The sequence below is a fragment of the Streptomyces erythrochromogenes genome (assembly GCF_036170895.1).
In the GTDB taxonomy this organism is placed as follows: Bacteria; Actinomycetota; Actinomycetes; order Streptomycetales; family Streptomycetaceae; genus Streptomyces; species Streptomyces erythrochromogenes.
The window spans coordinates 3,443,487-3,459,095 of the sequence record NZ_CP108036.1; the positions used below are offsets into that span (position 1 = coordinate 3,443,487).

Consider the following 15,609-nt stretch of genomic DNA (forward strand, 5'->3'; position numbering starts at 1 on the left):
GTTGACGGTCGAACGCGATGCGCAGTTGCCTCGTTGACGGTGTGATCGACACCACAGCCCGGCTTGGCGGATTCCGGTACAACCATCAAGGCTGAACATCTGTCACGTATGTACCGCGGTGGGTACCGCGCTCGGAGGGGGAGCGCGGTACCCACCGTCGTCATCCGGCAGGTTCCGGATCCCGTGGGGGAATTGCGGGGACGGCGAGGAACGGCAGCCGCAGCGCGCCGAACGCGTCCTTGGGCACGGCCGGCCGGACCGGCTCCACGGCCTCCAGGCGGGCGTAGGCCGCGCCCTGTTCGGGCCGCGGGTCCCGTTCGCCCTTGTTGGGCCAGTACGACATCGCCCGCTCCGCCTGCGCGGTGATCGTCAGCGACGGGTTGACCCCCAGGTTCGCGGAGACGGCAGAGCCGTCCACCACCGAGATGCCCGGGTGCCCGTAGAGCCGGTGGTACGGGTCCACCACGCCCTCCCCCGCCGACGCCCCGATCGGGCAGCCGCCGAGGAAGTGCGCGGTCAGCGGGGTCCCCATCAGCTCGCCGATGTTGCTGCCGGGGAAGCCGTTGATCTCCTCGGCCAGCAGGGTCGCGGCCTGCGTGGCCTCCGCGATCTGCACCGGGTTCGGGGCGCCGTGTCCCTGGCGCGCGGTGAGCATGCCCTTCCCGATCCCGCCCGGCTTGCGGTACGTGGTCAGCGAGTTGTCCAGGGACTGCATGACCAGGCCGATGATGGTCCGCTCCGACCAGCGCCGGTTGGAGAGCGACCGGGCCAGTTGGAGGGGGTGCCTGGCGGTCCTGGCCAGCCAGCCGCGGACCCGGTGGGCGCTGTGGGGGACCTGCAGGACGGTCATGAACCCCATCGCGTTGGAGCCCTTGCCGTAGCGGACCGGCTCGATGTGGGTGTCGGCGTTGGGGTGCACGGAGGAGGTGATCGCCACGCCCCTGGTGAAGTCGGCCCGCTGTTCCTTGCCGGGGCCCGCGCCGTGCCGCCTGCCGTAGCGGCGGTCGTCGGTCTGCGCGCCGACGATGCCTTCGGAGTTGGTCCGGGTCAGCTCACCGAGCCGCTCCGACAGGCGCGGCAGCTCGCCGCGGTCCTTCATGGTGTGCAGCAGGGTCTGCGTGCCGTACGTACCCGCGGCGACGACCACGTACCGGCAGCGCAGCACCTTCGCCTTCCCGCGGCGGCGGCCGTCGGTGGGCACGGTGCGGACGCGGTGGCCGCCGTCCGGGTGCTCGGACAGGGCGGTGACGGTCGTCATGGGGTGGATGACGGCGCCGGCCCGCTCGGCCAGGTGCAGGTAGTTCTCGTTCAGGGTGTTCTTCGCGCCGTGCCGGCAGCCGGTCATGCACTCGCCGCATTCGGTGCAGGCCTTGCGGGCGGGGCCGGCGCCGCCGAAGTACGGGTCCGCGGTCTCCTCGCCGGGCCGGACCCGGGGCCCGGCCTCGGCGTCCTCGCCGTCGCCGAAGAAGACGCCGACCGGGGCCATGTGGAAGGTGTCCGCCACGCCCATCTTCTCGGCGGCCGCCTTGAGGTGGACGTCGGAGGGGGTCATGGTCGGGTTGAGGCGCACCCCGAGCATCCGCTTGGCCTGGTCGTAGTACGGGGCGAGTTCGCCCCGCCAGTCGGTGATGGACGCCCACTGCCGGTCCTCGAAGAAGGCCCGGGGCGGCACGTACAGGGTGTTGGCGTAGTTGAGCGAGCCGCCGCCGACGCCGGCGCCCGCGAGCACCATGACGTTGCCGAGCAGGTGGATCCGCTGGATCCCGTACAGCCCGAGGGCCGGGGCCCACAGGTAGTTGCGCAGGTCCCAGCTGTTCTTCGGCAGGCTCTCGCGGGTGAAGCGGCGCCCTGCCTCCAGGACGCCGACCCGGTAGCCCTTCTCGGTGAGGCGCAGGGCCGAGACCGACCCTCCGAAACCCGATCCGATGACGATGACGTCGTAGTCGTAGGCGTCGTCGGACGCGTCGTCGTGCGACACGGATACCCCTTAGCGCAGTCGGAGAGCCTTCATGACCTTGAGGCTGCGGGTCATGAACGCCGCGTACTTCTCGTCGTCCATGCCCAGCGAGGGCGCCATCGGGACCAGCCGCTGGTGGGCGACGGTCTGGGCCTCGGTGTACTTGAGGATGCCCTCGGAGCCGTGACGGCGGCCGAGGCCGGAGTCCTTCATGCCGCCCATGGGCGCCTGGGCGCTGCCGTAGGCGGGGGCGTAGCCCTCGTTGATGTTGACGGTGCCGGTGCGCAGGCGGGCGGCGACGGAGTGGCCGCGGCGGGCGTCCTTGGTCCAGACGCTGGAGTTGAGGCCGTAGGCGGTGGCGTTGGCCTCCGCGATCGCCTGCTCCTCGTCGGTGAAGCGGTAGATCGAGACGACCGGGCCGAAGGTCTCCTCGCCGCAGACCGCCATGGGGGCCTCGACGCCGTCGAGGATGGTGGGCTCGTAGAAGAGCGGGCCGATGTCGGGGCGGGCGGTGCCGCCGGCGACGAGGGTGGCGCCCTTGGCGACGGCCTCGTCCACGTGCCGCTGTACGGTCTCCAGCTGGCGCTCGCCGACCAGCGAGCCCATGTCGGCGCCGTAGGCGAGGGAGCTGCCCAGGCGCATGGCCCGGGTGCGGGCGGCGAACCGCTCGACGAAGTCGTCGGCGATCGAGGCGTGGACGTAGAGCCGCTCGATGGAGATGCACAGCTGGCCGGCCGAGGAGAAGCAGGCGCGGACGGCGCCCGCTGCGGCCTTCTCGACGTCGGCGTCGTGCAGGACGAGCATGGCGTTCTTGCCGCCGAGTTCGAGGGAGACCCCGACGAGCCGGTCGGCCGCGCCGCGGGCGACCTCGCGACCGGTGCGGGTGGAGCCGGTGAAGGAGACGTAGTCGGCGTGGCGGACGACCTCGGGGCCGACGACGGGGCCTTCGCCGAGGACGATCTGGAAGACCTCGGCGGGCAGCCCGGCCTCGATCAGCAGGTCGCGGGCCCACAGGGCGGTCAGCGCGGTCTCGGTGTCGGGCTTCATGACGAGCGCGTTGCCCGCGACGAAGGCCGGCAGGGCGTCGCCGACCGACAGCTCCAGGGGGTAGTTCCAGGGGGCGATCTGGCCGACGACCCCGCGCGGCTGGCGCAGCTCGGTGACCTTGGTGAGGGTGGGCATCGCGCCGGTGTGGCCCTTGGGGCGCAGGTACGAGGGTGCCTTGCGGCCGTAGTGGCGGGCCGAGACGGCGACGGCCTGGACCTCCTCGTGGGCGTGAAGGCGGGCCTTGCCGGTCTCCAGCTGGATCAGGTCGAGGACCTCGGCCTGCCGGGCGAGGACCAGGTCGTGGAAGCGCAGCAGGACCGCGGCCCGCCGGCGCACGGGGACGGCCGCCCAGGCGGGCTGGGCGGCGCGGGCCCGGTCGAAGGCCTCGGCCACGTCCTCGGGGGTGGCCTCGGGGAGCTCCGCCAGCCGGTCCCCGGTGAAGGGGGTGTGGTTGGCGGTGCGGCCGGAGCCGATCACTCCGCGAGTCAGCCGTGCGACCAGGTCGGGGGTCACCACGTCGGCTGCGGTGCGGGCACCGGCCGGGGCCGGGGCAACCGGGTTGGTGGGCTGCGGTGCGGTGCGGAGGGGGGCGTCGGAGGCCTGCGAGTCCGTCATGCCGGTGAGCGTATTGCGCCCGGCAGCCTTTGGGTACCCGCCGGTAACCGGATTTTGCCTTTTCCGCCAGTGATCGCTGGCAGGATGCCCGGATCGGTGCCGATCAGGGCTTCTTGGCGGGCGGCTCCCAGCCGCTGAGCACGATGTCGAACTGCTGCTCGGTCGTGGCCCAGCTCGCGACGGGGCTCGACATGTAGATGGCGTACTCCGTGCCGTCCGGGGCCACGTACATCTGCTCCTTGGCCCTGCGCGGACCGGGGTGGTTCTGCTTCTCCGTCCAGGTGAAGTCCCAGAGCGCGGCCCGGGTGCTGTCCCGGAAGGTGTTCTGGTTCAGCCGCACCTTCTTGTAGTCGGTCCGCTTCGCCACCTGCTTCTCCAGGTCGAGCAGGTGCGCGTACGGGTCCTGGTAGTCCGGAGTGGGGTCGGCGGCGATCCGGATGAAGTGCTTCCCGTCGTCCGGGGTGTAGTCGATCTGGTCGCCGTTCGCCTTGCGCGTCCAGCCCTCCGGGACGAACAGGGTGAAACCGGCGAGCGGGTCGACGACCTTGTTGTAGCCGGCCGGCGGGGCCGCCGCCTGCGGCTTGCCCTCGTCGCCCGACTGGCCGCCCGTCGAGCTCGTGACCCTGTCCTGACCGCCGTCCGTCCCCGAGTCCCCGGTGTACTTGAGGACCCCGAAGACACCGCCGCCGCCGAGCAGCGCGGCCACCAGGGCCACCACCGCGGCGCGCTTGAGCCAGCCACCGTCCCGGTCGGCGGGCGCGGGCGCGGCCACCGTCCCGGAGACCAGGGGCTCCGGCAGCGGGGCCGTCTGCGCGACCTCCTCCTGCGGGGCCGACTCCTCGGGCCGGTCCTGCGCCGGGGCGAGCTCCTCGGAGGTGACCGCGCGCGTCGGCACGTACGCGTGCGCCGCCTTCGGCTCACGGCCCTCCATCGCCTCCAGCAGCATCCGCTCGGCCTCCTCCGCCGAGGGCCGCTCCGTCGGGTCCTTGCGCAGCAGGGACGTGATCACCGGCCCCAGCGCCCCGGCCTGGCGCAGCGCCGGCGGCTCGTCGTTCACCACGGCCTGCAGGCTGGAGATGGGAGACGTACGGCGGAACGGGGAGCGGGCCTCCACCGCCGTGTACAGGGTGGCGCCCAGCGACCACAGGTCCGAGGACGGGTCGGGGATCCCACCGGTGACCCGCTCGGGCGCCAGGTAGTCGATCGAGCCCACGATCTCGCCGGTGCGGGTGATGGAGGAGTCGCCCTCGATCGCGGCGATCCCGAAGTCGGTGAGCAGCACCCGGCCGTCCTTGGCGAGCAGCACGTTGCCCGGCTTCACGTCCCGGTGCAGCACCCCGACCGCGTGCGCGGCGCGCAGCGCGCCCAGCACGTGCAGCCCGATCCGGGCCGCCTCGCGCGGCTCGATCCGCCCGGCCGCCTTGGCCGCGTCCGCGAGGGAGGGGCCGTCGATGTACTCCATGACGATCCACGGCCGGTCGTCGTGTTCCAGCACGTCGTGGACGGTGACCACCGCCGGGTGCTGGATCCGGGCCGCTGCCCGGGCCTCCTTCTGCGTCCGGGCATGCATGACGTCCCGGTCGGCCTGGGCGACGTACAGACCCGCCGTCAGTTCCTTGACCGCGACGGTCCTGTGGAGCAGCTCGTCATGCGCGCGCCACACCTTTCCCATACCGCCCCGGCCGATCGGCTCGACGAGCCTGTACCGGCCCGCCAGCACGGCGCCCCCACCTGTCTGCTGTTCCACGAATTCCCGCCGCTCTCTGCACTTCAGGCCAGATTACGGAGCCCACGGGGGCTGTCGGAACCGCCCGGGCGCCGAAAGACGGCACTGTGACGCAATCGCCGTACTGATCAGTCGTCAATATCCGCTCATCCGCCCGCCTTGTAACTCGCCGTGGCCTTCTCGAAGACTTCGGTGACCTTGGTCTGTTCGTCCTCCGGACCGGTCACCAGGACGACGTGGTAACTGCCGCCCAGTGCGACGACGAAATTGCGGGCGAACACGCTGCGACCGGTCCCGTCGATCCACGTGTAGCGGCCCGTGGCCCGCAGTTGCTGCCCGACCCTGGTGGTCTTCACGTCCCCGACGGTCGACCAGGTGGAGGTCCGGTACGGCGTCAGCTCCGGCTCCTTGTCCTTCTGGTACGCCGCCGGGTCCGGATTGCCCTCGACCTTGTCCCGGCCGGGGACCACCGTCAGTACGAACGCCCCGTCGGTGTACCGCACCTGGCCCGCCTCGTTGATCCCGCGGCGCTCCCAGCCCTCCGGGACGGCGATCTCGAAGTGCTCCGGGTCCTGCTGGGTGGTGTAGCCGGGCGGGGCCGGCGCGGGTGCGGCCTGCGACGCGGCGGGCCCGGTCGTCTGGGGCGCGGGCTTGGACTCGGGCGTGCCGGTGGGCACCTGGGAGGGGCTCGGCCGCGAGGACGTGTGCGCGGTGGCCTCCCCGGGGCCGTCCTGCTCCTGCGGAACTCCGGCCCGGGGCATGAACAGCATCGCGTACGCGACGGCCCCGGCGAGGAGGACCAGGATGCCGACGAGCAGGGTCCGGCCGAGCGCCCGCGGCTTGCGGGCGGCCGTGGGGTTGCGGTGCCGTCCGTGGACCTCGCCGCGGCGGCGTACGACGGGCAGCCGCGCGGGATCCGCCTCCGGCATCGGGAGCACGCCGAGCCCGGCGTCCGGCTCGGGAGCGGACCGTACGAGCGAGCGGAGCCAGCCGCGCAGCTCCTCGAAGTCGGGCCGTTCCGTGGGGTCCTGGCGCAGCAGGGACTCCACGACCGGGCGGAGCGCGCCGCACTCCTCGGCGAAGGCGGGGGGCTCGGCGCAGACCATCTCGACCAGCTCGGCGACGCTGTCCTCCGGGTACGGGGCGTGGCCCTGCACGGCGCGGTAGAGCAGCGCGCCGAGCGCCCAGAGGTCGGTGGCGGGCCCGACGGGCGCCGCCAGCTGCCAGCGCCCGTGCACGGGGCCGGCCTGTTCGGGGGCCCACCGCTCGGTGATCGCGCCGACCACGGCCATGCGCGTGTGGCGTGCCCGCTCGGCGTCGAGCCCGGTCCACGCGGCCGCCTGCGGGGCGGGTTCCGGTATCGGGGGCGGGGGCGGGGGCGGGGGCGGGGGCGGGCCGCCGAGTGCCGGGCGTCCCGGGGTCTCGGCCTGGTGGTAGCCCTGCGGCAGGGCGAGCTGCGCGGGCAGGGCGGGCGCGGCCGGCGCTTCGGCGCGGCTCCACGCCGACGGGGCCGGTACGGGCCGCGGCTGGGCCTCGGACTGCGGCTGGGCCTCAGGCTGCGGCTCGGGCTCCGGGCTCCGTTGGGGCTGCGGCTGGTGTTGCAGCTGGTGTTGCGGCTCGGGCTCGGCTTCGGGCTGTGGCAGGGCCGGGCGGCGCGGGGTCGCGCCGTGCCAGGCACCGGCGGTCCCGGTCCCGGTCTCCGGTCCTCCCCCGTACGGGTACGAGTAGCCCTGTGGGAGGGTCGACCCCTCGGGCCTGCGCTCGAATGCGGCCGCGGGCCCCGCCTCGATCGCGGCTCCGGTCCCGGCCTCGGCCTTGCGCTGCTCGGTGACCCGGGCGGCGGCGGCCCGCGCGCCCGCCCGGTACGCGGCGATGACGCCGGCGCGCGCGGCGGCCTGGAGGTCGGCACGGTCCTGCGGCCGCCCGGGGGTGATGTGGTCGGTGTACCGCGGCCCGGTGTCGTACCCGGGGGCCACGAGGGGCGCGTACCCGGGGGCACCGTCCGCTTCGGGCGGCCGCGGCGGGGGCGGGGCCGGAGCGGGGGCCGGAGCAGGGGCCGGAGGCGGTGGCACCGGAAGAGGCACGGCCGGAAGCGGTGCGGACCGTACGGGAGCCGGTAACGGGGCGGGTGCGGGGCCCGCGCCCCAGCGCTCGTCGGGACCGGAATCCGTGGTGCGGGGGACGGGGTCGTACCCGCACAGGGCCTCCTCCGCGGCCCCGGCCGCGAGGCCCGTCAGCACGACCCGGCCGTCCTCGCACACCAACACCGTCCGGACGGTGATGTTGCGGTGGGTCCAGCCGTGCGCGTGCAGCACCCGCAGCGCGGTGAGCACGTCCGACGCCACCTCAGCAGCCCGGTAGGGGCTGAGCGGTTCGTCGGCGAGCAGTGCGGCCAGCGGCTTGGCCGGGACCAGTTCGCTCACTATCCACAGCGACTCGCCCTCGGCGAACACGTCGAAGACCTGGTCCAGCCGGGGGTGGTCGGGAATCGAGGCCGCGGCCTGCGCCGCCTCGATCGCCCGCCGCACGGCCGGCAGGTCGGCGGGAGCGCGGCGGGCCGCCGGAACGGCCTGCGGCCCGTCCATCAACTCGGCGTCCACGACCTCCGGCAACGGCACCTGCCGGACCAGGACTTCCTGTCCGCTGCGCGTGTCGAAGGCCCGGGTCTCGACGAGCTCGTACTCGTCGGACGGCGGCAGCGGCAGGCGGTAGCGGCTGGCCAGGATCCGGCCCGCGTACTCCTCCACATCGCCTCCCCCGAGTGCGGCAGGCCCCCGCAGGGCCCCGCTGACACGATACGTCGACAGGGGCGCCTGCGTCCCGGGGTCAGCCGAGAGGCTGGAACGTCTGGAAGGCGACGTTGCGCATCTGGGTGCACTCCGGGCCGTCCCACTGGTCCGCGGGGCAGCTGATCATGATCGCGTAGCCGTGCGTGGCGTCGATCTTGAACCCGCGGTTGAGCACACGGACCTTCGTCCCGCCCTGCTCCCGCTCGAACTCCCAGTCCGCGACGGTCGGGTAGCCCCGGTACTCCGCCTTGTCTATGCGGATCTGCCGGTAGCCCTTGCTGCTGCTGCCCACGGCGGGGGCCAGCTTGACCCAGGCGAGGGCCGCGTCGTCGCCCGGCTTGCCGGTGAAGTCGACCTGGATCCGCGGGAACCCGCCGTCGCGGCTGAATATCCCGCCGGAGTTGTCACCGGCCGTGCCCGTCCGCTTGAACCCTTCGGGCATCGCCATGGAGAAGTGGAATCCGGGCTCCGTGATCACCGCGTATCCGGCGGGGAGGGCGCCTCCCGCTCCCCCGGTCGTCGCGCCCTGTCCCTGTCCCTGCCCCTGCCCCTGGCCGGCGGTCTGCTGGCCCTGGCCCTGAGCGGCGGCTCCCGCGTCGGTACCGGTGCCGTTGCCGGTGCCGGCGGTGCCGCCCGCGCCCGTCTCACCGGTGTTCCCCGAGGGCTTCGGGGAGCCCTGTTCGGCCCCGCCCGAGGTCTGCGGGGCGGACGCGGCCGGGGTGGCCTGGCCGCCCTTGCCCTGGTCCTTCTTGTCCTTGTCGTCGCCGCTGATCGCCCAGGCGATCAGCGAGCCGACCACAGCCAGCACGGCGACCACGGCGACGACCGCCAGCACGATGGTGCGGCGCGGCATGACGTCCGTGAGCGGCGCGACGACGGAGGCGGGCCGGCCCTTCGGTGCTTCCGCGGCCGAGGCCGCGGTCGCGGTCGCGGCGGCGGCGGCCGTCGCCTTGCGGGCGGCCTTCAGCGCGGCGCGGGCACGCTCGCGCTGCTCCCGCTCGCGACGCTCCCGCTCCTTCTTCGCGGCCTTCTCGGCGGCCTTCTCCGCGGTGGCCTTCTCCGCGGCCTGCTTGGCGTCCGCCAGCGATATCTGCCGGGTCTCCTCGGCGACCGCGGGCACCACGGGAGCCGGTACCGGCTCGGGCGCGGCGATGACGGCGGTGAGCATCGCCCGGGCGCGTCCCTCGTCGAGGCGGCGGGCCGGGTCCTTGGCGAGCAGACCGTAGATGACCTCGGTGAGCGGGCCGGCGTTCTTCGGCGGGTCGACCGGCTCGGTCATCACCGCGGTGAGCGTGGCGAGCGCGGACCCCTTGTCGTACGGGGGCGTGCCTTCGACGGAGGCGTACAGCAGGCCGCCGAGCGACCACATGTCGGCGGGCGGACCGGGCTTCTGGCCTCGGGCGCGCTCGGGCGAGATGTAGGAGGGGGCGCCGACGAGCATGCCGGTGGAGGTGACGGAGGGGTCGCCCTCGACCTGCGCGATGCCGAAGTCGGTCAGGACGACACGGCCGTTGCCGGCGATGAGCACGTTGGAGGGCTTGACGTCCCGGTGCAGGATGCCCTGGCCGTGCGCGGCGCGCAGGACGTCGAGCACCGCGAGGCCGACCTCGGCGGCGCGGTGCGGGGTGAGGGGGCCGTTCTCCCGGATGAACTCGGCGAGCGAGGGCCCCTCGATGAGCTCCATGACGATCCACGGCCGGGCGTCCTCGTCGACGACGTCGTAGACGGTGACGGCGCCGCCGCTGCGGATCCGGGCGATGGCCTTGGCCTCGCGGAGGGTTCGGGTGATGAGGCGGCGCTTCTCGTCGTCGTCGACCCCGCTGCTGAAGCGGAGCTCCTTGACGGCGACGGTGCGGCCCAGCGTCTCGTCCTGGGCCCGCCAGACGGTACCCATGCCGCCCTTGCCGAGCACGGCGTTCAGCCGGTACCGGCCGGCCAGCAGCCGACCTTCGTCGTGCGCGCCCTTGGCCGCCTTGGCGGCGGCGGCCTTGACGGCGGCGGCCACGGCATCGGCCTTCTCTACTACGGGGTTCGCCCCGGTCGCCCCCACGGGCTTGACCGCAGGCTTCGCGTCCTCGGGCTTCGCATCAGCGCCCGGCTCCGCAGCCGCAGCCTTGCCCGACCCCGGCTCGGCAGCCGCGGGCACGCCCTTGCCCAGCCGCGGCTTCGACCCCTCAGGCTTCGCATCAGCGCCCGACTCCGCAGCCGCAGCCTCGCCCGGCCGCGGCTTCGCGTCCTCAGGCTCCGCCGCAGGCGCAGGGGCAGGCTCCGCCGCCGCAGCCTTGCCCGGCCGCGGCTTCGCGTCCTCAGGCTCCGCCGCAGGCGCAGCCTTGCTCAGCCGCGGCTTCGAAGCCGCAGGCTTCGACTCCTCGGGCTTCGCCGCAGGCGCAGAGGCGGGGACAGGCTCCGGCCCATCAGGCTCCGCGTCAGCGGCCGTCCTTGCCGCGGGCACGGAAACGTCCTCGGGCTTCGCCGCAGGCGCAGAGGCAGGGGCGGACCCCGCCGAAGCGCCATCGCCAAGCTTCGCCGCAGGCGCCCCGGCAGGTGACTCGGTGTGCTCCGGCTTCGACATGCGTCCCCTCTGCGATCGTGCCGCTGCTCCGCCCGCCCCAGCGGCTGAGCGACCCGGCGGCCGGGGCCCACGGTAACCCGCCCCGGCAGAGCCATCATTGTTCCTCACTCCGCAACGGACGGACCCCCCGGGTCTGCGGTTCCGCCTTCCGCATCCCGGAGTTACAACGGAACGATGTCGGGCGCACCCAGCCGCGCCGCGTCCGCCGTCTGGTCGTCCGGCTGACGCTGCGATTCCCGCTCCGCCTGGACCCTCTTCTCGTAGTGCTCCACTTCCTTCTCGATCTGCTGCTTGTCCCACCCCAGCACCGGCGCCATCAACTCCGCGCACTCCCGTGCCGACCGCGTCCCCCGGTCGAAGGTCTCGATCGAGATCCGCGTCCGCCGCGTCAGCACGTCGTCCAGGTGCCGCGCCCCCTCGTGCGAGGCGGCGTACGCGATCTCCGCCCGCAGGTAGTCGTCCGCCCCGGTCACCGCCTTGCCCAGTTCCGGATCGGCGACGACGAGGTCGAGCAGCTCCTCCGTCAGCGTCCCGTACCGGTTCAACAGGTGCTCCACCCGCACCACATGAAGGCCCGTCCGGGCCGCGATCCTCGCCCGGCCGTTCCACAGGGCCCGGTACCCCTCGGCCCCCACCAGCGGCACGTCCTCCGTCACGCACGGCGCCACCCGCTGGTCCAGACCGTGCACCGCCTCGTCGACCGCGTCCTTCGCCATGACCCGGTACGTGGTGTACTTGCCGCCGGCGACCACCACCAGCCCCGGCACCGGATGCGCCACCGTGTGCTCGCGCGACAGCTTGCTCGTCGCGTCCGACTCGCCGGCCAGCAGCGGCCGCAGGCCCGCGTACACGCCCTGGACGTCGTCGCGCGTCAGCGGCACCGCCAGCACCGAGTTCACGTGTTCCAGCAGGTAGTCGATGTCCGCGCTCGACGCCGCCGGGTGGGCCTTGTCCAGGTCCCAGTCGGTGTCCGTGGTTCCCACGATCCAGTGACGGCCCCACGGGATGACGAACAGCACCGACTTCTCGGTCCGCAGGATCAGCCCGGTCGTCGAATGGATGCGGTCCTTCGGCACGACCAGGTGGATGCCCTTCGAGGCCCGTACGTGGAACTGCCCGCGCTCCCCGATCAGTGCCTGGGTGTCGTCCGTCCACACCCCCGTGGCGTTCACGACCTGCTTCGCGCGGATCTCGTACTCGACGCCGCCCTCCACGTCCTGCACGCGCGCGCCGACCACCCGTTCGCCCTCACGCAGGAACCCGACGACCCTCGCCCGGTTGGCGCAGTGCGCCCCGTACGCGGCGGCCGTCCGCACGAGCGTCGTGACGTACCGCGCGTCGTCCATCTGGGCGTCGTAGTACTGGAGGGCGCCCACCAGGGCGTCCTTGCGCAGCGCCGGCGCCACCCGCAGGGCCTGGGTGCGCGAGAGGTGCCGGTGCACCGGCAGGCCCCGGCCGTGCCCGCTGGAGACCGACATCGCGTCGTACATCGCGACGCCCGCGCCGGCGTAGAGCCGCTCCCAGCCCTTGTGCTGCAGGGGGTACAGGAAGGGAACCGGCTTCACCAGGTGCGGGGCGAGGCGCTCCAGCAGCAGACCCCGCTCCTTCAGCGCCTCCCGCACGAGGGCGAAGTCGAGCATCTCCAGATAGCGCAGGCCGCCGTGGACGAGCTTGCTCGACCGGCTGGAGGTGCCCGAGGCCCAGTCCCGGGCCTCCACCAGGCCGGTGGTAAGGCCCCTCGTCACGGCGTCGAGCGCGGTGCCGGCGCCGACCACGCCCGCGCCGACGACCAGCACGTCCAGTTCCCGTTCGGCCATCCGGGTGAAGGCCGCGGCTCGCTGCTTCGGCCCCAGTGTCGCTGTCCTCACGGCTGCCTCCCGTTGGTGCGGGTGAGATCCCGCTCGCATGCCCCCGTTTTCCGATTCTGACTTCCCGCACCCACATCAGCCACCGGCTGTGGACAACACAACGGTGGCGTTCACCCCGGAATGCAACATATCGGTCATATATAAGCCTAGTCTGACATTGCGCCAGCTCCCCTGTCCTCGGGAGGACTTGCGCGGCACCCCCTCATGCCAGGGAAGGGACGGCATCCCCATGCCCGCAGACCTCGCCGTCATCGGACTCGGCCACCTCGGCCTCCCGCTCGCCCAGGCGGCCGTCGCCGCCGGAATCGAGACGGTCGGCTACGAAAGCGGTCCGGTCACGGACTCCACTCTCTCCGCTGCCGAGATCCGCCGCATGTCGGCGGCCGGCTTCCGGGTCACCACCAACCCCGCCGAGCTCGGCCGGGTCCGCACGGCCGTCATCTGCGCCCCCACCCGGCTCGGCGCGGACCGCGCGCTGGACCTCTCCGCCGTGGGCGGCGCGGGCCGCGCCCTCGCGGCGCGGCTGCGCCCGCACACCACGGTGATCCTCGAATCCGCCGCACACCCCGGCGTCACCGAGGACTACCTGCGGCCGATCCTGGAGGAGGGATCCGGACTCCGCGCCGGCCGGGACTTCCACCTGGCCTACTCCCCCAGCCGCCTCGACCCCGGCAACCGGACCCACGGCATCTCCAACACCCCCAAGGTGATCGGCGGCCTCACCCCGGCCTGCACCGAGTCCGCGCACGCCTTCTACGCCCGCCTCACCGAGAAGGTGGTCCGGGCCCGCGGCCTGCGCGAGGCCGAGACCGTACAGCTCCTCGAAACCAACTACCGCCACGTCAACATCGCCCTGATGAACGAGATGGCCGTGCTCTGCCACGACCTCGGCGTCGACCTGTGGGACGTCATCCGCTGCGCCGAGACCAAGCCGTACGGGTACCAGGCCTTCCGCCCCGGCCCCGGCGTCGGCGGCCACGGCGTCCCCCTCGACCCGAACTACCTCCCCCACACCACCCGCACCCCCGGACACCCGCTGCGCATGGTCGGCCTGGCGCAGGAGATCAACGACCGGATGCCGCAGTACGTCATCCAGCGCTCCGCCACCCTGCTGAACGAGCACGGCAAGTCCGCCCGCGGGGCCCGCGTCCTGCTGCTCGGCGTCACGTACAAGCCCGACCTCGCCGACCAGGAGGGCTCCCCGGCCGGCGAGATCGCCAGCCGCCTCATCGACCTCGGGGCGCTGATCAGCTACCACGACCCGTACATCACGGGCTGGCGGGTCAGGGACCAGCCGGTCCCCCGCGCCGAGTCCCTGTACGAGGCCGCGGCCAACGCCGACCTGACGATCCTGCTCCAGCACCACCGCACCTACGACATGCAGGCCCTGGCCGTGAAGGCCCAGCTCCTCCTGGACACCCGGGGCGCCAGCCCGATCGGCGCCGCCCACCGCCTCTGAGCACCGCCTCATCCCTGGGGGGATTTTCCAATGAGCCAGAACTTCACGCCGCCCGCGCCCGACTCCTACACGCCGGTGGCCGCCCCGGCCCCGGTCCGCACCGGCAACTTCGGCCTGGCGGTCCTCGCGGCCGTCGGCACCGCCCTCGTCGCGGGCGCCGCCTACGGCGGCATCATGAGTGCGATCTCGTTCCAGATCGGCTACCTGGCCGCCGGCGTCGGCTTCGCGGTCGCCCTCGTCGCCGTCCGCCTCGGTGGCCGCAACCCCGTCCTCCCGGTCCTGAGCGCCGTGCTGACGCTCGCCGGCGTGTACGTCGGCTACCTCCTGGACATGGCCCTCGCCGTGTCCGAGCACGAAGGGATTCCGGTCTCCGAACTGCTCACCACCGAGCTCGTGAACCTGAACCGGTTCTACATCGACAACATCGACCCGATCTCGATCCTGTTCTACGCGATCGGCGCATACGCCGCCTTCCAGACGGCCCGCAAGTCCGCCAACTGACGCATCGGCCGCCGACGGGACGCTGAGCAGGCACGATCGGTCCGCCGAGGAGCCGCAATCCCGGTCGACGGGATCCGCGCCGGTCCATATGATCCGCGCGTGCCCGCTCATACCCCGCCCGGTCGGCCCGTGTTCGAACCCGCCGACCGCATACCCGCCCTCGCCGCCCTGCGCTCCGCCGTCCAACGCCAGGACTGGACCGCCGTCGCCGCGGCCTTCGACGGACTCGACGACGAGGACGACCGGGCCCTCGCCTGCCGGGTCGTCGCCGAACGGAGCGGCTCCGAGGCCTTCCTGCGACAGGCCGCGGAGCGCTTCCCGCGCGATCCGCTGCCCCGGAGCCTGCTCGCCGACCGGCTGGTCCAGATCGGCTGGGGCATCCGTACCGCCCACCGGGCCCAGCACGTCTCCAGGCAGCAGTTCGACGAGTTCCACGCCCACCTGCGGCGAGCCGAGATCCTGCTGATCGACGTCTGCGCCGAGCACCCGCGGTACGCGCTGGCCTGGTACCTCCGGGTCATCACCTCGCGCGGCCTCCAACTGGGCGCGGGCGAGACCCGCCGCCGCTACGACCGGCTCGCCGAGCACCACCCGCACCACTTCGGCGGCCAGTCGCAGCTGCTCCAGCAGATCTGCCCCAAGTGGGGCGGCAGCTGGGAGGCCGCGCACGGCTTCGCCCAGGAGTGCGCCGCGAACGCACCGGACGGCAGCCCGAACGGCGCCCTGGTCGCCATCGCGCAGATGGAGAACCACCTGGAGATCGCGGAGAAGAGCGGCACAGGCGCCGCTGCCGCGTACCTGCGCGAGCACGACCACCACACCCGGCTGCTCGAAGCGGCCACCCGGTCCGCCCTCCACCCCGCCTCCCGGGCCGACGCCTTCCGTACCGTCGACGCCCACAGCGCCTTCGCCGCCGCGCACAGCGCCGCCGGCCGGCACGCCGCGGCGGCCCCGCACTTCCGCGCCCTCGGCGACCGCGCGAGCGAGTTCCCGTGGGGCTACCTCGGGTCCGGCGACCACGAGGCCGAGTTCGTACGCCACCGCAAGACCGCCCTGGCGAAGGGCTGAGGACCAC

Annotated in this window: 9 protein-coding genes; 3 read left to right on the forward strand and 6 right to left on the reverse strand. The window is 73.3% G+C overall.

The features are described from left to right. Positions 1-160: 160 nt before the first annotated feature. The 6 genes from OHA91_RS15400 to OHA91_RS15425 form a co-directional block, all read right to left on the reverse strand. Complete coding sequence (locus OHA91_RS15400; RefSeq protein WP_031147871.1) at positions 161-1,978, reverse strand: GMC oxidoreductase; 1,818 nt, start codon at positions 1,976-1,978, stop codon at positions 161-163. A 9-nt stretch (positions 1,979-1,987) separates the two neighbouring features. Then, positions 1,988-3,619: a succinic semialdehyde dehydrogenase gene (locus tag OHA91_RS15405; RefSeq protein WP_031147870.1), complete on the reverse strand. Its 1,632-nt coding sequence runs from the start codon at positions 3,617-3,619 to the stop codon at positions 1,988-1,990. Between the two features lie 103 nt (positions 3,620-3,722). Continuing rightward, entirely contained in the window at positions 3,723-5,366 is a 1,644-nt protein-coding gene (locus OHA91_RS15410) for a serine/threonine-protein kinase (protein ID WP_031147869.1), read from the reverse strand. Positions 5,367-5,491: 125 nt separating this feature from the next. Further along, positions 5,492-8,092, reverse strand: coding sequence for a protein kinase (locus OHA91_RS15415; RefSeq protein WP_328739462.1), 2,601 nt, complete (start codon positions 8,090-8,092; stop codon positions 5,492-5,494). Between the two features lie 79 nt (positions 8,093-8,171). Further along, positions 8,172-10,706: a serine/threonine-protein kinase gene (locus tag OHA91_RS15420; protein ID WP_328739463.1), complete on the reverse strand. Its 2,535-nt coding sequence runs from the start codon at positions 10,704-10,706 to the stop codon at positions 8,172-8,174. Between the two features lie 161 nt (positions 10,707-10,867). Further along, positions 10,868-12,574, reverse strand: coding sequence for a glycerol-3-phosphate dehydrogenase/oxidase (locus tag OHA91_RS15425; protein ID WP_031147866.1), 1,707 nt, complete (start codon positions 12,572-12,574; stop codon positions 10,868-10,870). 229 nt (positions 12,575-12,803) lie between these two features. Between OHA91_RS15425 and OHA91_RS15430 the strand changes: the two genes are divergently transcribed. The 3 genes from OHA91_RS15430 to OHA91_RS15440 all read left to right on the forward strand — a co-directional run bounded on the left by OHA91_RS15430 (position 12,804) and on the right by OHA91_RS15440 (position 15,602). Next, positions 12,804-14,033 carry a nucleotide sugar dehydrogenase gene (locus tag OHA91_RS15430; RefSeq protein ID WP_031147865.1) on the forward strand — a complete coding sequence of 410 codons (1,230 nt, stop codon included), beginning with the start codon at positions 12,804-12,806 and terminating at the stop codon, positions 14,031-14,033. Between the two features lie 30 nt (positions 14,034-14,063). Beyond that, positions 14,064-14,534 (forward strand): hypothetical protein, encoded by a 471-nt coding sequence (locus tag OHA91_RS15435; RefSeq protein ID WP_266498379.1) that lies wholly within the window; start codon positions 14,064-14,066, stop codon positions 14,532-14,534. 99 nt (positions 14,535-14,633) lie between these two features. Then, positions 14,634-15,602, forward strand: coding sequence for a hypothetical protein (locus tag OHA91_RS15440; RefSeq protein WP_031147862.1), 969 nt, complete (start codon positions 14,634-14,636; stop codon positions 15,600-15,602). Positions 15,603-15,609: the final 7 nt, after the last annotated feature.